Raw genomic sequence first — 13,715 nt, 5'->3', positions numbered from 1 at the left:
GAAATGCCAGTCACTTTGGATCCGATCGACCGCCATATCCTGCGCGTGCTTCAACGTGACGGGCGCATTTCGAACGTCGATCTGGCGAAGGAGGTAGGCCTTTCACCGTCACCGTGCCTGCGTCGCGTGCGGCTGCTGGAAGAGGCCGGGATCATCGATCGCTACGTCGCCGTGCTGGACCCTGCAAAAGTCGGGGCGGGGCTGACGGTTTTTGCCCGCGTGTGGTTCAAGACCCAGGATGCCGAGGTCACGCTCCGGTTCGCCGAAGCGGTCAGGCGGTTTCCCGAGGTGATGGAATGCTACCTGACGACAGGGGAGTGCGACGCCGTGCTTCGGATCGTCACCGCCGATCTGCATAGTTACTGGCGTTTTCAGGCCGATCACCTGACGCGCATCCCGAGCGTCCTCAGCGTCAAGACCGACGTGCCGATGGAGACGCTGAAGCGGAGCTACGAACTGCCGTTGCGATAGGCGTCGTGGCTCGATCCTTATCCCGAGGGAGAGGTGTTCCGGTTCCTTGCCAGCCAGACGAGGCCGGTGACCAGGAGCAGGATCATCGCGGCTTGCGGGGTCGTACGACCCTCCCTCCGGCCTCGTCCTGAGGTGCCCCGGAGGGGCCTCGAAGGACGGGGCCGGCCACCGGCGTCTCATCCGGCGATATCGGCATGCAGCGCCACTTGCCCTCCCTGCCGCCCGGCGTGGCAGGTGTTCCGGCGTTTGATGGATGCAGTGCTGCGGCGTGTCCTTCGAGGCTTCGCCCTTCGGGCTGCGCGTACAAGGATAAGGGACGTTGTAGGATGCCGCACTTCCAATAGATACGTTGGGTGATGCCGCACCAGCGTCGAAATGAGCCTCATCCCAAGGTGCGATCCGCTGAGAGTGGGAAGCGCCCTCTCCAAACTTTTTGTAATGGCGGTAATGGTTGCATCCGCGTTTGGCGGACAAACCGCCGATCCTGAGGGTCTGGGCAAGAGGGCCGGCGAGAGGGTTACTCGACCTGGATATGAATATGGTCGTCATGGCGGGCGGCGCGGCAGCCTTGAAAGCGGATATGGCTGTCGGTGATGCCGAGCGCGTTCTTCAGATGCGGCTCGATGAAGATCTTTTGCAGGCCGAAGCGCGTCACACCTTCGCTCGTCAACCAGCCGATCGCGGCCGATGTGCGCTGCTCCTCGATGCGATAGGCCGGAAACAGAGGCTGCAGCACATTGAAATCCCAGCGGGTTGTGAGCCAGTCGTTGCGCCCTTCGCATGGCAGTTCGTCGCCGGGGGCGGGTTGCTCGAAGGCGAAATAGCCGATCGGGGAGCGGGTGGCGCCATTCAGGAAGGCGCCGTCCACATCCCTGTAATAATAGGCGAAGTCCAGCTTTTTTCCGTCGGCATGCGACAGATGCGGCAGCAGCGGAAAGCCTCTCACGAAGGGAAAATTCGCATCCAGCGCGACGGTGACGGTTCCAGGAAATTCCCTGTCCATGTGGGCGGCAAGCGCCTTTGCCAGATCGTGCACCTCGGGTGTGACGTAGTTGCGGTTCAGCAGGCAATAGATCGGGGAGCGGACCACGAGCCGGTCCGCGGCGTCGGCGAGGCAGGAGAGGGGAACCCGCCCGAAGATCGGCGCGGCGAAGGTCGCGGTAAAGGTGGCGCCAGCATAGCAAAGCAGGAAGATCGCAAGCTTGGGCAGAAATCGCCGTAAGCCCCAGGCGCGTGAGGCGGCCAGCGCCACGAGATAGGCGATGCCGCCGATCTGCGTCAGCAACGTCAGAACGAGAACGATCAGGGCGTGGAGAGCAAAACGGAACACGGGAAGGCCTTGGGGACGTTGCCATTCCCATAAGCGAGGGGATGGTGGCGCGCAAGGCGGATGGTGGAGTGCGCGGCTCATTTGCGCGTCCCCTGAAGTGCCTTGAATTGACAGGATCAATTATCTGACTAAAGTCAGACAATATGACCTACGATCCTGTCTCTCGCGTCCGTCGCTTCAACCGTGCCGTCACCTCCGAAGTCGGCGCTCTCGATACGTCTTTCCTCGGGCGCGGCCGTCCGCTGGGTGCTGCCCGCGTTCTCAATTCGATCGGCCGGGGCCAATCGGATGTTGCGGTGATCCGCGATTATCTCGGTCTCGACTCCGGCTTGATGAGTCGCCTGCTGCGCAGTCTGGAAGAGGAGGGTCTCATCGAGACGGTGCCGAACCCTCAGGACGCGCGTCGCCGCGTTGCCAGGCTGACCGAAACCGGCCGTTCTGAGTTTCAGGCTTATGAAGCGCTTTCCAATGCGCAGGCGAAATCGTTTCTGGCGCGCCATCGTCGCCCGGACGAACTGCTGCGCGCCATGGATATCGTCGCTTCTTCGCTGAGACGTGAGCAGATCGTGCTCGAGGAGAAAGACCCGCGACACGAGGACGCCAGCTATTGTCTGCGCGAATACTACGGCGAACTCGCACGCCGCTTCGAGAAGGGTTTCGATGTATCGCTTTCTCGCGATCCAGACGCCAAGGATATGATCCGTCCGCGCGGTGCGTTCCTGGTGGCCATGTCGGATGGCCTGCCGATCGGCTGTGTCGGGCTGAAGGGTAATGGCGGCGAGGTCGCGGAGATCAAAAGGCTCTGGGTTGCCCCATCCGCGCGTGGCCTTGGGCTCGCAACGCGCCTTATGACAGCCGCGGAGAACATCGCCCGCGAACTATCCATCAAGCTCCTGCGTCTGGATACGAATAGCGCGCTGCCCGAGGCAACGCAGCTTTATCGCGGAACCGGCTGGAGTGAGATCGACCGTTTCAATGACGATCCATACCCGGACACGTTCTTTGAGAAACGCCTTTAAACGCAGGGGGCTTTGTGCTGCTCACTTCTCCTCCGTTATTCCTGTGCTCGTCACAGGAATCGTGTGCGCCCAAGTCCTTGGGCGCACGAGAGTTGTTGCTTGGATGGGAGTCATTCACGGCGCAGACGCGCCGTGGCTGGATTCCTGTGACAGGCACAGGAATGAGGGAGGTGAGGCGCTGCAGCCCGGCCCTTCGCTTGGCTCAGGGCGTTCGGCTCTGCGATCGATTCACTGGATCGATCGCTCCTGCTTTGCAGGACCGGGCCTCACCCCTGAGGATCAGGCGGCGAAGCGCTCCGTTATCGGACGGCGGCGCAGGTTGGGCTGCGTCACCGCAAGCGGGTTATAGGCCACCTCCAGCGGGCCGGTGTCGGTGCCGGGCGGGACGATCGCGTCAATCCGGTCGAGGATTTCGTCCGTCAAGCTCACCCCGGCGCCCGCAAGCAGATCGTCGAAGTGCTCCATCGTGCGCGGGCCGATGATCGCCGAGGTGACGGCGGGATGGGCGATGGTGAAAGCCATCGCCATGTGCGCCAGCGAAAGACCTGCCTGCTGCGCGAGCGGGATGAGTCGTTCGACCGCGTCCAGCCGGCGCTCGTCGTTCATCTGCCTGGGGAAGCGCTTGGCGCGGGCGCTGTCGGGTTGCGGTGCGCCCTTGCGATATTTGCCTGTGAGCATGCCCATCGCCAGCGGGCTCCACACCATCGCGCCCATTCCGTAACGCTCGCAGGCGGGCAGAACCTCACGTTCGATGCCGCGGTTGAGGATCGAATAGGGCGGCTGCTCGGCGCGGAAACGTGCCAGCCCGCGGCGCTCGGAAACCCATTGCGCCTCGATAATCTCCGAGACGGGGAAGGTCGACGATCCCACGGCGCGCACCTTGCCCGTCCGTATCAGGTCGGTGAGGGCCGATAGCGTCTCCTCGATATCGGTATCGGGCGCCGGCCGGTGGATTAGGTAGAGATCGATATGGTCGGTCTGCAGGCGACGGAGCGAATCCTCGACTGCGTGGATCAGCCAGCGGCGCGAATTGCCCTGTCGGTTTGGGTCGTCGCCCATCGGCAGATGCGCCTTGGTGGCGAGCACGACGTCGTCGCGCCGGCCCTTGAGCGCCTTGCCGACGATCTCCTCGGATTCGCCGCGGCTGTAGATATCGGCGGTGTCGATGAAGTTGATGCCGGCATCGAGAGCCTTGTGGATGATCCGGATCGAATCCTCGTGGTCGGGATTACCGGCAGAGCCAAACATCATCGCGCCGAGGCAATAGGGGCTGACCTTGATGCCGGTTCTTCCAAGCGTGCGGTATTGCATGGTCTGTTCCTTTTATTGGGGAGGCGGACTTCGTGCGCATCGATGTGGCCAACACCGCCGCGCTGTGTTAATTTGCATAAACGGAACCGAATTCCGTTTATATACGGAACAATGTTCCGTTTTGCAAGTGAGTGAATGATGAGCGACGCCAGACAAGAGCAGGAGGACGGCCTGAAGTCCGGGGAAAGCGCGGACAGGCGCGTGCGCGCCGACGCCAAGCGCAATCTCGACGGGCTGCTTCAGGCGGCATTGACGGTGTTTGCGACCTCCGGCGTTGATGCTCCGGTGCGTGAGATCGCGGAGAAGGCCGGCGTCGGCATCGGCACCGTTTACCGGCATTTTCCCGAGCGTTCCGACCTCGTCGTCGCCGTCTTCCGCCGCGAAATCGACGCCTGCGCCGACGCCGCGCTGATCCTTGCCGCCGAACATGCGCCGGGCGAGGCGCTGGCCAGATGGATGCAGCGTTTCGTGGATTTCATCGCGGCAAAGCGCGGGCTTGCGGCGGCCCTGCACTCCGGCAACCCCGCCTTCGATGCCTTGCCCGCCTACTTCCAGCAGCGGCTGCAGCCGGCCCTTCGCTCGCTTCTCGACGCTGCCGCTGCCGCCGGCGAGGTCCGCACCGATATCGCCGCCGAGGATCTTTTGAATGCGGCAGCAAGCCTCAGCATGCACGCCTACGCCCAAGGGTCAGAACATGCCCGGCGTATGGTTTCCCTGCTGGTCGACGGGCTGCGCTACGGCGCTGTACAGCGGTGACGCTCCGACAATGAAACGCGCCATTGCCCGGCCGGCACGCGCGCTCGGCCGGACAACGGGCCTACCCCCAAAGCGCTAGATCCTAGCCTATGCAGACGCCATGGCCGGTATGTTCTGTGCCTACCTCGAACAGCTTGGGACTGGCCGGCTGCGCTCTGTTGTGCCCGTGCTCGTGGTGCTCAGGGCGGCGGCGCGAGGGGAGTGGTAAGCGAAAGCGCTGCATCCCATCCGCCTGTCATCGCAGCTGTGGTCGTTCGATGGATGGAGTAGGGTTCTACAGGTGGTCCAGTTGCTTTGACATCTCGGCAAAAAGCTTGTCGCGGTCGGTGTTCATCTGGACGAGATCGACGGCGACGGTAATGGCGTGGCGTCCTTCGATGCTGTCGATGTCGAGCTTCCTCTGGCAGCACCATTGCCGAACGGCATCGGTGACGATGGTTATTTCATCATCATTCAGTGAGATGAGGGACAGGAGCAACTTCGTACCCTCCATGAAGCGGCAAGAGCACCTATGGTCTCTCAAGCGGTCGCGTCGATGATCCGATGGCGTTTACTCTACGCCCATTCCACAGCAATACCACGGCCATTTTGACACAGTTTGGTGAGAGCCGAACGATCCCGACAGGCGGCCGTCAGAGCGGTACCTGCCAGGATTGCTGGATCTTCTGCATCGGGATTTCCGTCTTGATGTTGCGGACGCCTTCAATGCGGACAAGGTATTCCACCTGAAAGCGCCTAAGATATCGACCGGGCTCGTTTATTTCGCCAGCACGATATGCGTAGCGTGTTCGGTTGCGACATGCTCGGCGACGCGGAAGCCGAGGGCCGGGAGGTCGATGCCTGTGAACATTGCTTCGCCCTTGCCGAGGACGACGGGGGAGATGGCGAAATGCAGTTCGTCGATCAGGCCGGCCTGCAGATATTGGCGGACGGTGCTGACGCCGCCGCCGATTTTCACATCCTTGCCGCCGGCCGCGGCCTTCGCCTTATCAAGCGCTTCCTCGACGCCGCCGGTGACGAAGTGAAACGTCGTGCCGCCTTCCATGACAATCGGTTCGCGGGGATAATGCGTCAGGATATAGGTCGGCGCGTGATAGGGCGGGTTCGGCCCCCACCAGCCTTTCCAGACGTCATCCGGCCACTCGCCGCGGATGGGGCCGAACATGTTGCGCCCGAGAATGAAGGCGCCGAAATTGGCCATGCCGCGGGCCGCATAACCCTCGTCGACGCCTTCAGAACCGCCGTCCTTTCCGATCATCGCGCGGAAGGTGCGGGTACGGAAAAACCATTCGAACATCTCCGTTCCCCGCTTGCCCAGCGGATCGGTCATGCTTTGCTCCGGCCCGGCGCCGAAACCATCCACGGAAAGGGAAAATGCTGCGACACGCACTTTGGACATGCTGCTCTCCTCCATCTGATTGCGGACCGAAACTAGTTGCGTTGTCGCATAAGTGATCCTATATTGCAACCAGTTTTAAGGAGAGAATTCGTGGATATTGAACTGAGGTCGGGCTGCCCGATCAACCTGACGATGGAAGTGCTGGGCGATCGGTGGAGCCTCATCATCATCAGGGACATCATGTTCGGCAACCGCCGCCATTTCCGCGATCTCCTGACCCATTCGGAGGAGGGAATTGCCTCCAACATTCTGGCCGCCAGGCTGAAGCGTCTGCTCTCGCTCGGGTTCATCAGCAAGCGGGACGACCCGAGCCACAGCCAGAAAGCGATCTACAGCCTGGCGGAGCCAGCGATCCAACTCGTGCCCGTCTTTGCGATGATCGGCGCCTGGGGACGACGGCATCTGCCTGCAAGCGAGGAGTTGAGCATTCGAGCGCAGCTTCTCGAAGAAGGCGGGCCGCCGCTGTGGGACGAGTTCATGGAGGATCTCCGGCAGATCCACATCGCCGATCCAATCGGTGGCGCCAACGGCACATGCACCTCGCCGGTGCTGGCGAAGCTGACGGCTGCGTTCCTCGAGGTCCGCGCGAGATCGTTGTCGCAGGCATCCTGATATCCAGGAAGATCAGTCCGCCTAATCAGCCGCCAGCGCCCTGGTACTTGCCGGTGGCATACCGCCAGTGAGCGATTGATATCAACACCCAGACTGGGCCGGCCACGAGAGCCACGGGCCCGGCCCAGTCCCCGAGGATCGGGATGGGTTTGCCGAGCAGGGCGCCGACGGGAACAGAACTGGTGAGGGCCAGCGGGACTGCGGTGATGAGGATGGTCTGGATGCCGCCCGGAAAAATATTGAGCGGGTAGCGGGTCAATTCCCAAAACCCGAAGAAGATCGAGAACAGGTGGTTGGACCGCACCCAGATCAGCGCCGTGGCGCCGATCATGGTGATGAGCGCACCCGTCAGCAGCGTCGCGCTGATAAGCGCAGCAATGAAGAATGACGCGGACCAGACCGACCAGGTGAAGTCGACGGACAGAACGGCCCAACCCATCAGCACCACCGCCAGGATGACGTGGCCGGCATAGCCGATATTGAGGCCAGAAAAAACCAGATAGGCCCAGGGGCTGAAAGGCTTGACCAACAGCGTGTCGAAAGTGCCGAGCCGCACCAGTTCTTCGAGGTCGCGCAATTGCACGAAGCTCATTGCGGCGCCGAGCGAGTAAGCCAGCAGCTGGAAGCTGAACAGCAGCGCCAACTCCGGCCAGGTCCAGCCGCCGAGCGTATCGAAGCGGGCGAGCAGAATGCCGATGGTGGCGAAGACGCTGCCATAGGAAAGGATCTGCGCAAGACGGTCGAGCCAGAAGGCACCGCGATATTCCATCTGGGAGCGGACATGCATCCGCACCAGCAGCGGCAGGACGCGAAGGTGATGAATAAGCACGATCAGCCTCCCTGCACGGTGATGCGGGTGGAGGCGCAGCGCCACAGCCAGAGGACGCCGGCGAGGAACAGCGCGGCCCAGGCAAGGCCCAGGCCGAGATGCAGCCAGACATCGGCCGCGGACAGCCTGCCGAGATAGACGGCATTGGGATAATAGACCACCCAGGCGAAGGGCAGGTGGCGGGCAATCGTGGCCAGCGGTTCGGGGAAGAACCAGAACGGTATCAGCAGGCCCGAGAACAATTGCAGCAGGGCGCCCAGGATCCAGTCCAGTGAGAAGCTCGTCATCAGCCAGAAGGCGACGAGGCCGAAGAGCGCCGACATCAGGAACAGCAGCGTAAAGGACAGCGCCCAGAAGGCGATGAACATCAGGCCATCGAACAGGCTTGCCGGCGGCAGCATGCCGTAAAACAACGCGGTGAAGGCGACGGTCGGAATGACCTGGGTCATCAGGCGATAGCCGAAACTGCCGCATTCGTTGGCGAAGAGATAGAGCGGATAGGACAAGGGCTTGAGCAGCCAAACCGCGATATCGCCCGTCTTCAGCGACCGGCCGATTTCGCCGATGATCCTTTCAGGGCGGGTTGCGCCCATCACGGCGCCGCCGAGCAGGGCATAGGTCACCATCTGCTGCAGGGAGACCCCGTCGACCACGATTGCGCCGAGGCCGGCATAGGCCGCCTGCCAGATGGCGACACGCGCGAAGACCTGCACGAGTTTGCCGAAGATGTTGGCCCATACTTCGTTGCGGTAGGCGAGCTGCGAATGGAAGGCACTGCGCGCGAAGGCGAAATAGGCGCTCATGATGCCCGGGCCTTGGCATTGCCACGCTGGTCGGCGTTGCGGCGCTGGTAGAAGGTGCGGATGACCTCTTCGATGTCGGGCTCATGCAGCGCCACATCCTTGAGGCCGCGCCCGCTGCCCACCTCCGACAGGATTGCGACCAGCGATATGTCTTCACGCTCGATGAGATAGTTCTTGCGCAAGCCTTCGTCGCTGACGAGGGTCGCGGTGCGCAACGACAGCGGTCCGGGGTCGCTGGCAAATTCGAGTGTCAGCCGCCGAGCCGAGCCCAATGCCGCGCGCAGGCTCTTCAACTCACCGTCGAAGATGAGCCTGCTGTGATCGACCATGATCAGCCGCGGGCAGATGGTCTCGATGTCCTGCAGATCATGGGTGGTGAGGATGATGGTGACGCCGCGCTCACGGTTGATCTCGGCGAGAAAACGCCGCACGGCATCCTTGGCGACCACATCAAGCCCGATGGTCGGCTCGTCCAGAAAGAGGATCTTGGGGTCGTGCAGCAGCGACATCACGATCTCGGCGCGCATGCGCTGACCGAGGCTGAGCTGGCGCACCGCGCGGTCGAGAAAGGGCGTCAAGTCCAGCAACTCGCTGAAACGTCGGAGATTATCCGCATAACGGGCGGCGGGGATGTCGTAGATGCGCTGGTGCAAGGTAAAACTGTCGACCAGTGGCAGGTCCCACCACAGCTGGCTGCGCTGGCCGAAAACGACGCCGATCTCGCGGGCATTGTCCATTCGCTTCAGATGGGGCGTTCGGCCGAGTACCGAAAGCGTGCCGGCGCTCGGCACCAAAATGCCGGTCATCATCTTGATCATCGTCGATTTGCCGGCGCCATTCGGGCCGAGATAGCCAACGGCTTCGCCTGCCGCAATGTCGAAACCGATGTCGGAAACGGCCAGAACTTCCGTATATTCGTTGGTCACCAACGTCTTCAGCGCACCCAGCAGACCCGGAAATCTCTTGTGCTGCCGGAAGCGTTTGCTGACGTCCCGCGCCTCGATCAAAGCCGTCATATGTATTTCCTCGAGGGTGGTTCCAGCCGATTCGGCAGCAGCATCCAGGCTAACGCGGGGCTCGGCCAGTTCAAGCAAAAGTCGCTTTTGGGGCGCTACTCAATCGAGCCTAGCCGAGCCTTTTGCGTTGACAGCCATGATCAAACATTTCCTGTGGGGTCATGAAGATTCTCGCAATATCCGGCAGCGTCCGGCACAATTCCACCAATACGGCCATGCTGCAGGCTGTCTGTGCCATTGCGCCAAGTGAGATCGAGATTTCGATCTTCGACGGCGTGGGGCGGTTGCCGGTATTCTCGCCTGATCTCGAGGGGGAGAATCTACCGGAGGCGGTGCGGGAGTTGATCGGTGTCATCGCAGAGAGCGATGGCCTGATCATTGCGAGCCCGGAGTATGTCCGATCCATTCCCGGCGGCCTCAAGAATGCGATCGATTGGCTCGTGTCAGGAGACGAGATCGTCCATAAGCCGATCGCCCTGCTGCACGCATCGCATCGAGGCGATGATATGCTGGCGGGTCTTCGCACCGTTCTTGCGACCATCACCGACCGGTTCGCTGGCGATATTTTCCTCAGGCTTCCTCTGATGAAGCTGGAGCCGGCCGAGGTGTTCAAGGCCGTCGAGGCAGCGGAGAACCGTTCCAGAGTGCAGGCCTATCTTCAGGCATTCTCGGCCTATTGCATGGCAGGCAGTAAGACCGCCTGAGGTTTCCGCTGCATCATCGGACCTCCATCAGCAGGCCGTTGTCGAATACCGTCTTTTCGTAAAGCGTGTGCAGAATGACGAGCGGGGCTGCGAGCAGCGCGGCGAGGATGAAGGCGGAGAGGAAGTGTCTCGTCAGGAGACGAAGGATTGGTCGGATCATCTTGATCTCCAGCGGCTGCAGATATTCTTTGTGCTGGACTTCAACAATTGCAGCAGCATGACCGGCTGCCTTGCAAGCTCCGCAATGCTGCCGCAACCCTTGTGGCAGAGAGAGGGGGAGAGCGAAACAATGGGCGGGCGATGCGGATACTGTTGATAGAGGATGAGAGGGAGCTGGCCGAAGCGCTGTCGGCCGCACTCGGCAAACATGGGATCGTCACCGACCACACGATGCATCTGGCCGATGCGGTCGAGCTGACGCGGCAGAACCTCTACGATGCGATCCTGCTCGACCGGCGCCTGCCCGACGGAGAGGGCCTGCACTTCATTCCCGAGCTGAGGCGGACGGGGAAAGATACGCCGATCATCGTGCTGACGGCGCTGAACGAACCGAAGGAGCGGATCGAAGGCCTCGACCTCGGGGCGGACGACTATCTCGGAAAGCCGTTCCTGGTGGAGGAACTGATGGCGCGGCTCAGGGCCGTGCTGCGGCGATCGCCCGAACTGGCCGAACTCAAGATCACGGCCGGGCGGATGGTGATCGACCCGCTGCATCTGAGTGTCGCCGTCGATGCCGTGCCGCTCGATCTGCCCCGGCGCGAACTTCTGGTGCTGGCGGCACTCGCAAGGCGCAAGGAGAAGACCGTGCTGCGCTCGACCCTGGAGGCGGCGGTTTACAACTACGAAGAGGAAATCCAGTCGAACGCACTCGACGCGCATATTTCGCGGCTGCGCAAGCGGCTGATCGATGCCGGTGCCGGCGTCGCGATCCATAATATCCGTGGCGTCGGCTATCTCATGAAGGAAGAATGATGCGCGAGGCGACCAAGTCGAACCTTTCACTCTGGTGGACGCTCAGCTGGCAGCTCAGTATCTTTTTCGTGGCCGTTGTTGCGACGGTGATCATCGGGCTTTGCATTTACGCCACCAGCATCCTCTCGCCCAATGAAGGAATGCAGGTTCAACTGACTGCAGCCCTCGAGGAAGCTCTTACGCGTGACACGCAGGGCGGGATCGTCATAGCTGATAGCCCGCGTCTCAGGTCGTTCAAGGCTGAGAACAACAGGCTCTGGTTTTTCGTCGCAACACCCAGTGGAGAAACGGCCTCCTACGGCGTAATACCGGCGCCCTATGCGGACCTAGCCCGGTACGTCTACCTCATCAAAGACGCCGACATACGAGGGGCGTCTGGTACGACCGAGGTCGCCTCCATCGACCGTGTCGACACGGCAGAAGGCGAGTACAGAGTGATGTACGGCGGAAACGCCAGCAGAAGCTCCGCATTTCTGGCAATACTCGGCAAAACCTACCTCATTTACACACCACTTTTGGCCATCGCTTTGCCCGGGGTTTTTCTAACGATCCCCCGCGTCGTAGCGCGCGCTTTGGCCGGCGTGAAGGATATAGCGAGCAAGGCATCGGAAATCGAACCCCGCCGGCAAGGAGCCCGATTGCCGGTGGATGGTATTCCCACGGAAATCGCACCATTGGTGATTGCTTTTAACGGAACGCTTGAGCGGCTCGAGAACGAGTTTAAGAAACGCCAGCGATTTCTGATGGACGCGGCGCATGAGCTGCGGACCCCTATCGCTATCATGCAGACGCGCATCGACGGCATGCCCGATGGGCGCGAGCGGCAGCGGCTGCTTGACGACGTGGCGCGGCTGGCCGAGGCGGCCGAGCAATTGCTCGATTTCGAGCGCAACGATCAAGCGGCTGACCTCGACGAACCTGTCGATCTCGTCGAGATCGCCCGCGGCGTGGTGGCCGATCTCGCGCCACTCGCAATCGGCGCCGGCTACCAAATTTCGTTTCAAAGCGAGATCGAGAGGCTGGAGCGCAAGGGCAGCCCTTCCGCCCTGCCGCGGGCTATGAGCAACCTCGTGCGCAACGCCATCGACCATGGCGGCGACAGAGGCATGATCACGGTTTCGGTGTCGCGCTCGACTTCCGGCAGCGGCCGGATCAGTGTCGCCGACGAAGGGCCAGGCATTCCGGCCGAGCATCGGGAGCTGGTTTTCGAGCCCTTCTATCGCGTCACCCCGAAGAGCAAGGGCGCCGGTCTCGGCCTCAGCCTCGTCAAGCAGGTCGTCGCAAATCATGGCGGCGAGGTCAGCATCGAAAGCGGTGCTGCCGGGACGCGCGTGACGATCGATCTCGCATAGGTGAGGCCTGTTTGAGCAGCATCCGCTCCTCCGAAACAAACTGTAATGCTGCGGCAATTCTCGACCGCCACTTTCGCCCGACACTAGAGCGCAGCGCGTCCGACAAGACGCGCCAAGGACGCTCTAGCGCTTTAAACCTGCGCATAATCCTTTCCGAAAATCGATTTCAATTTTCGGGGTTATGCGCTATCGGCGACGGAGGCCAGACAGCGTGCGCAGCAATCCATTCCTATTTTCCTTCCCATGGGCGTCGAGAGGTTTGTCCCTCGCTCTGCCGCTGGCGCTCGCCTTGGCCGCGGCCGGGTGCAGCTCGGTGCCGCTGAAGGAGGCCGGCACGCTTTCTTCCTACGGCAATCTCGGCGTGCCGAAGGGCAAGCTGTCGAAATCGCGCGTCTATGTCGACGGGACGCGCCTTAGCCCGGCAAAGACGGTGAGCATCGTGCCGACGACCTTCGCCTTCCACGCTGCGACCCGCGTCAAGTCGGATGCTGACCGCGTGATGGTGGCGAATGCTCTGGACCGGGCGCTTTGCATTTCGCTCAGCGACAGATATCAGCTGGTCTCTGCCGGTCAGCCAGCGGATCTAACGATCCGCGCCGTCGTTACCGACATCGTGCCGACCAACAAGGCGATGGCGGGTGTTTCGACCGTCGTGACCGTCGGCACCGGTTTCGTGCTGCCCGTCAGCGTGCCGCGGTTGCCGGCCGGCCTCGGCGGGCTGGCGGTCGAGGCGGAAGCCGTCGACAGCGGTGGAGTGCAGCGGGCGGCGATCGTCTGGTCGCGCGGGGCAAACTCGCTGCAGAACAACCCCCGCGTTTCCGAAGTGGGCGATGCCTATAGCCTGGCTTCGAAATTCAGCAGCGAGTTTTCCCGCATGCTGATCAAAGGCAATGAGCCGAAGGGATTGGATATCTCGCTGCCGTCCGGGCAGCGGATGAAATCCTGGCTCGGCGGGAAACCGAAATACGCCGCCTGCGACGCATTCGGCCGGCCGCCCGGGCTGATGGGGGCGGTGGCCGCCAAATACGGCGCCCCCCCGCAATGGACAGAGAAGAAGCCGAAACCGGCCGCGACCTATTGAGAGAATCCGGCGGCGGCGCCCGACAAGCGGCCGCGATCAGCACTCAGCCCGCCCCAGGCT

At 62.0% G+C, this 13,715-nt stretch carries 16 protein-coding genes; 8 read left to right on the top strand and 8 right to left on the bottom strand.

What is annotated here, in order from left to right; genetic code table 11:
- Positions 1 to 3 precede the first annotated feature (3 nt).
- On the top strand, positions 4 to 471 hold the full coding sequence (locus OIU37_RS05355) for an Lrp/AsnC family transcriptional regulator (RefSeq protein WP_171602904.1): 468 nt from the start codon (positions 4 to 6) through the stop codon (positions 469 to 471).
- A 517-nt stretch (positions 472 to 988) separates the two neighbouring features.
- Here the strand turns inward: OIU37_RS05355 and OIU37_RS05350 are convergent.
- The gene (locus tag OIU37_RS05350; RefSeq protein WP_264256311.1) at positions 989 to 1,882 is read right to left on the bottom strand and encodes a hypothetical protein; all 894 of its coding nucleotides are present in this window, start codon (positions 1,880 to 1,882) and stop codon (positions 989 to 991) included.
- A gap of 62 nt (positions 1,883 to 1,944) precedes the next feature.
- Between OIU37_RS05350 and OIU37_RS05345 the strand changes: the two genes are divergently transcribed.
- On the top strand, positions 1,945 to 2,820 hold the full coding sequence (locus OIU37_RS05345) for a helix-turn-helix domain-containing GNAT family N-acetyltransferase (RefSeq protein ID WP_264256309.1): 876 nt from the start codon (positions 1,945 to 1,947) through the stop codon (positions 2,818 to 2,820).
- 279 nt (positions 2,821 to 3,099) lie between these two features.
- Here OIU37_RS05345 and OIU37_RS05340 read toward each other — a convergent pair whose 3' ends face one another.
- Entirely contained in the window at positions 3,100 to 4,131 is a 1,032-nt protein-coding gene (locus OIU37_RS05340) for an aldo/keto reductase (protein WP_264256307.1), read from the bottom strand.
- Between the two features lie 135 nt (positions 4,132 to 4,266).
- Between OIU37_RS05340 and OIU37_RS05335 the strand changes: the two genes are divergently transcribed.
- Positions 4,267 to 4,887, top strand: coding sequence for a TetR/AcrR family transcriptional regulator (locus OIU37_RS05335; RefSeq protein ID WP_264256306.1), 621 nt, complete (start codon positions 4,267 to 4,269; stop codon positions 4,885 to 4,887).
- 274 nt (positions 4,888 to 5,161) lie between these two features.
- On the opposite strand, the gene OIU37_RS05330 is transcribed toward OIU37_RS05335, so the two are convergent.
- A complete protein-coding gene (locus tag OIU37_RS05330; RefSeq protein WP_240603015.1) occupies positions 5,162 to 5,365 on the bottom strand; it encodes a hypothetical protein in 204 nt (67 codons plus the stop codon).
- Between the two features lie 279 nt (positions 5,366 to 5,644).
- Positions 5,645 to 6,286: a dihydrofolate reductase family protein gene (locus OIU37_RS05325; protein WP_171602896.1), complete on the bottom strand. Its 642-nt coding sequence runs from the start codon at positions 6,284 to 6,286 to the stop codon at positions 5,645 to 5,647.
- A gap of 90 nt (positions 6,287 to 6,376) precedes the next feature.
- Between OIU37_RS05325 and OIU37_RS05320 the strand changes: the two genes are divergently transcribed.
- The gene (locus OIU37_RS05320) at positions 6,377 to 6,898 is read left to right on the top strand and encodes a helix-turn-helix domain-containing protein (RefSeq protein ID WP_182209329.1); all 522 of its coding nucleotides are present in this window, start codon (positions 6,377 to 6,379) and stop codon (positions 6,896 to 6,898) included.
- 25 nt (positions 6,899 to 6,923) lie between these two features.
- Here the strand turns inward: OIU37_RS05320 and OIU37_RS05315 are convergent, their stop codons facing one another.
- From OIU37_RS05315 to OIU37_RS05305, 3 genes are read right to left on the bottom strand one after another with little or no spacing between them, the layout of a single operon-like run.
- Positions 6,924 to 7,727: an ABC transporter permease gene (locus OIU37_RS05315; RefSeq protein ID WP_264256300.1), complete on the bottom strand. Its 804-nt coding sequence runs from the start codon at positions 7,725 to 7,727 to the stop codon at positions 6,924 to 6,926.
- Between the two features lie 2 nt (positions 7,728 to 7,729).
- A complete protein-coding gene (locus OIU37_RS05310) occupies positions 7,730 to 8,530 on the bottom strand; it encodes an ABC-2 family transporter protein (protein WP_264256298.1) in 801 nt (266 codons plus the stop codon).
- Positions 8,527 to 9,546 carry an ATP-binding cassette domain-containing protein gene (locus OIU37_RS05305; protein WP_240603017.1) on the bottom strand — a complete coding sequence of 340 codons (1,020 nt, stop codon included), beginning with the start codon at positions 9,544 to 9,546 and terminating at the stop codon, positions 8,527 to 8,529. The genes OIU37_RS05310 and OIU37_RS05305 overlap by 4 nt, the downstream gene beginning before the upstream one ends.
- A gap of 161 nt (positions 9,547 to 9,707) precedes the next feature.
- Here OIU37_RS05305 and OIU37_RS05300 point away from each other — a divergent pair, with 161 nt between their 5' ends.
- Positions 9,708 to 10,250, top strand: a complete 543-nt coding sequence (locus OIU37_RS05300) for an NADPH-dependent FMN reductase (RefSeq protein WP_264256296.1) — start codon at positions 9,708 to 9,710, stop codon at positions 10,248 to 10,250.
- Positions 10,251 to 10,263: 13 nt separating this feature from the next.
- Here OIU37_RS05300 and OIU37_RS05295 read toward each other — a convergent pair whose 3' ends face one another.
- Positions 10,264 to 10,410 carry a hypothetical protein gene (locus OIU37_RS05295; RefSeq protein ID WP_264256294.1) on the bottom strand — a complete coding sequence of 49 codons (147 nt, stop codon included), beginning with the start codon at positions 10,408 to 10,410 and terminating at the stop codon, positions 10,264 to 10,266.
- Between the two features lie 140 nt (positions 10,411 to 10,550).
- On the opposite strand from OIU37_RS05295, the gene OIU37_RS05290 reads away from it, so the two are divergent.
- The 3 genes from OIU37_RS05290 (at position 10,551) to OIU37_RS05280 (ending at position 13,655) form a co-directional block, all read left to right on the top strand.
- Positions 10,551 to 11,222: a response regulator transcription factor gene (locus OIU37_RS05290; RefSeq protein WP_264256292.1), complete on the top strand. Its 672-nt coding sequence runs from the start codon at positions 10,551 to 10,553 to the stop codon at positions 11,220 to 11,222.
- Complete coding sequence (locus tag OIU37_RS05285; protein ID WP_264256290.1) at positions 11,222 to 12,574, top strand: HAMP domain-containing sensor histidine kinase; 1,353 nt, start codon at positions 11,222 to 11,224, stop codon at positions 12,572 to 12,574. The genes OIU37_RS05290 and OIU37_RS05285 overlap by 1 nt, the downstream gene beginning before the upstream one ends.
- Positions 12,575 to 12,755: 181 nt before the next feature.
- A complete protein-coding gene (locus tag OIU37_RS05280) occupies positions 12,756 to 13,655 on the top strand; it encodes a DUF3313 domain-containing protein (protein ID WP_264256289.1) in 900 nt (299 codons plus the stop codon).
- The last annotated feature ends 60 nt before the right edge of the window (positions 13,656 to 13,715 follow it).

This window comes from Rhizobium sp. BT-226 (assembly GCF_025847085.2).
In the GTDB taxonomy this organism is placed as follows: Bacteria; Pseudomonadota; Alphaproteobacteria; order Rhizobiales; family Rhizobiaceae; genus Rhizobium; species Rhizobium sophorae.
This window is presented reverse-complemented; position numbering and strand designations above follow the sequence as displayed.

Bases quoted from the DNA above. Each gene is read 5' to 3' on its own strand.
- OIU37_RS05355 (WP_171602904.1), top strand. From the start codon at position 4: ATGCCAGTCACTTTGGATCCGATCGACCGCCATATCCTGCGCGTGCTT.
- OIU37_RS05350 (WP_264256311.1), bottom strand. From the start codon at position 1,882: ATGAGCCGCGCACTCCACCATCCGCCTTGCGCGCCACCATCCCCTCGC.
- OIU37_RS05345 (WP_264256309.1), top strand. From the start codon at position 1,945: ATGACCTACGATCCTGTCTCTCGCGTCCGTCGCTTCAACCGTGCCGTC.
- OIU37_RS05340 (WP_264256307.1), bottom strand. From the start codon at position 4,131: ATGCAATACCGCACGCTTGGAAGAACCGGCATCAAGGTCAGCCCCTAT.
- OIU37_RS05335 (WP_264256306.1), top strand. From the start codon at position 4,267: ATGATGAGCGACGCCAGACAAGAGCAGGAGGACGGCCTGAAGTCCGGG.
- OIU37_RS05325 (WP_171602896.1), bottom strand. From the start codon at position 6,286: ATGTCCAAAGTGCGTGTCGCAGCATTTTCCCTTTCCGTGGATGGTTTC.
- OIU37_RS05310 (WP_264256298.1), bottom strand. From the start codon at position 8,530: ATGAGCGCCTATTTCGCCTTCGCGCGCAGTGCCTTCCATTCGCAGCTC.
- OIU37_RS05305 (WP_240603017.1), bottom strand. From the start codon at position 9,546: ATGACGGCTTTGATCGAGGCGCGGGACGTCAGCAAACGCTTCCGGCAG.
- OIU37_RS05300 (WP_264256296.1), top strand. From the start codon at position 9,708: ATGAAGATTCTCGCAATATCCGGCAGCGTCCGGCACAATTCCACCAAT.
- OIU37_RS05295 (WP_264256294.1), bottom strand. From the start codon at position 10,410: ATGATCCGACCAATCCTTCGTCTCCTGACGAGACACTTCCTCTCCGCC.
- OIU37_RS05290 (WP_264256292.1), top strand. From the start codon at position 10,551: ATGCGGATACTGTTGATAGAGGATGAGAGGGAGCTGGCCGAAGCGCTG.
- OIU37_RS05285 (WP_264256290.1), top strand. From the start codon at position 11,222: ATGCGCGAGGCGACCAAGTCGAACCTTTCACTCTGGTGGACGCTCAGC.
- OIU37_RS05280 (WP_264256289.1), top strand. From the start codon at position 12,756: ATGCGCTATCGGCGACGGAGGCCAGACAGCGTGCGCAGCAATCCATTC.